The sequence below is a fragment of the Stenotrophomonas sp. STEN225 genome, assembly GCF_056756445.1.
Genome location: NZ_JBRRBV010000036.1, coordinates 1 through 2500, shown reverse-complemented (window position 1 = coordinate 2500; position 2500 = coordinate 1). Strand labels below are relative to the sequence as shown.

Here is a 2500-nt window from a genome sequence, read left to right as displayed (position 1 = left end):
CTTACTGTTCGTGGCAAGCTTAACCGTATAGGGGAGGCGAAGGGAAACCGAGTCTGATAAGGGCGCATAGTCGCGGGCAGTAGACCCGAAACCGGGTGATCTAGTCATGCCCAGGGTGAAGGTGCGGTAACACGCACTGGAGGCCCGAACCCACTCCCGTTGCAAAGGTAGGGGATGAGGTGTGATTAGGAGTGAAAAGCTAATCGAACCCGGAGATAGCTGGTTCTCCTCGAAAGCTATTTAGGTAGCGCCTCATATGTATCCTCTCGGGGGTAGAGCACTGTTATGGCTAGGGGGTCATCGCGACTTACCAAACCATTGCAAACTCCGAATACCGAGACGGACTGTATGGGAGACACACGGCGGGTGCTAACGTCCGTCGTGAAAAGGGAAACAACCCAGACCCACAGCTAAGGTCCCAAATTCAGTGCTAAGTGGAAAACCATGTGGAAAGGCACAGACAGCCAGGAGGTTGGCTTAGAAGCAGCCACCCTTTAAAGAAAGCGTAATAGCTCACTGGTCGAGTCGGTCTGCGGGGAAGATTTAACGGGGCTAAGCACTGAACCGAAGCTTGGGGTGCATAACTTTTGTTATGCGCGGTAGAGGAGCGTTCCGTAAGCCTGCGAAGGTGGATTGAGAAGTCTGCTGGAGGTATCGGAAGTGCGAATGCTGACATGAGTAACGATAATGCGGGTGAAAAACCCGCACGCCGAAAGCCCAAGGTTTCCTTGCGCAACGTTAATCGGCGCAGGGTGAGTCGGCCCCTAAGGCGAGGACGAAAGTCGTAGTCGATGGGAAGCAGGTTAATATTCCTGCACCTCGCGTAAGTGCGATGGAGGGACGGAGAAGGTTAGGTGTACCGGGCGTTGGTTGTCCCGGGGAAAGGCGGTAGGTTTGGATCTTTGGCAAATCCGGGATCCTTTAAGACCGAGCACCGAGACGAGTCTTTAAGACGAAGTCACTGATACCACGCTTCCAGGAAAAGCTCCTAAGCTTCAGCTTACGCAGACCGTACCGTAAACCGACACAGGTGGGTAGGATGAGAATTCTCAGGCGCTTGAGAGAACTCGGGTGAAGGAACTAGGCAACATGGCACCGTAACTTCGGGAGAAGGTGCACCCTTTTTGGTGGCTCGTGCGAGCTATAGCTGAAGAGGGTCGCAGTAACCAGGCCGCTGCGACTGTTTATCAAAAACACAGCACTCTGCAAACACGAAAGTGGACGTATAGGGTGTGACGCCTGCCCGGTGCTGGAAGGTTAATTGATGGGGTCAGCCGCAAGGTGAAGCTCTTGATCGAAGCCCCAGTAAACGGCGGCCGTAACTATAACGGTCCTAAGGTAGCGAAATTCCTTGTCGGGTAAGTTCCGACCTGCACGAATGGCGTAACGACAGCGGCGCTGTCTCCACCCGAGACTCAGTGAAATTGAAATCGCTGTGAAGATGCAGCGTTCCCGTGGCAAGACGGAAAGACCCCGTGAACCTTTACTATAGCTTTACACTGAACGTTGAGTTCGTCTGTGTAGGATAGGTGGGAGGCTATGAAACCATGGCGCTAGCTGTGGCGGAGCCATCCTTGAAATACCACCCTGTCGTGCTTGACGTTCTAACCTGGGCCCATTATCTGGGTCGGGGACCGTGTATGGTGGGTAGTTTGACTGGGGCGGTCTCCTCCTAAAGAGTAACGGAGGAGCTCGAAGGTACGCTCAGCGCGGTCGGACATCGCGCACTGTGTGCAAAGGCATAAGCGTGCTTGACTGCAAGATCGACGGATCAAGCAGGTAGGAAACTAGGACTTAGTGATCCGGTGGTTCTGTATGGAAGGGCCATCGCTCAACGGATAAAAGGTACTCCGGGGATAACAGGCTGATACCGCCCAAGAGTTCATATCGACGGCGGTGTTTGGCACCTCGATGTCGGCTCATCACATCCTGGGGCTGTAGTCGGTCCCAAGGGTATGGCTGTTCGCCATTTAAAGTGGTACGCGAGCTGGGTTCAGAACGTCGTGAGACAGTTCGGTCCCTATCTGCCATGGGCGTTGGAGATTTGAGAGGGGCTGCTCCTAGTACGAGAGGACCGGAGTGGACGAACCTCTGGTGTTCCGGTTGTCACGCCAGTGGCATTGCCGGGTAGCTATGTTCGGAAGCGATAACCGCTGAAAGCATCTAAGCGGGAAGCGCGCCTCAAGATGAGATCTCCCGGGGCACAAGCCCCCTGAAGGAACCATGTAGACTACGTGGTTGATAGGTCAGGTGTGTAAGTACAGCAATGTATTGAGCTAACTGATACTAATGATCCGTGCGGCTTGACCATATAACCTCAAGTTGCCTTGGCTTTACGACAACGTCGTAAGAGCATCCAAGTGCACGCTACGTCACAAGAACTATGCGAGGCTGGCGCCTTGTCCCATCGGGACGAGTGCGACTCTCCAAAAGCCTCCCTGGTGAAATTAGCGCTGTGGAACCACCCGATCCCATCCCGAACTCGGAAGTGAAACGCAGC

Annotated in this window: 2 rRNA genes (1 of these 2 cut by a window edge); both read left to right on the top strand. The window is 54.1% G+C overall.

The features are described from left to right. A 23S ribosomal RNA gene (locus ACVOJ1_RS18900) occupies window positions 1-2311 on the top strand (it extends 570 nt beyond the left edge of the window). 126 nt (window positions 2312-2437) lie between these two features. Further along, window positions 2438-2500: ribosomal RNA gene (gene rrf / locus ACVOJ1_RS18895) — 5S ribosomal RNA — on the top strand; the annotation flags it as partial.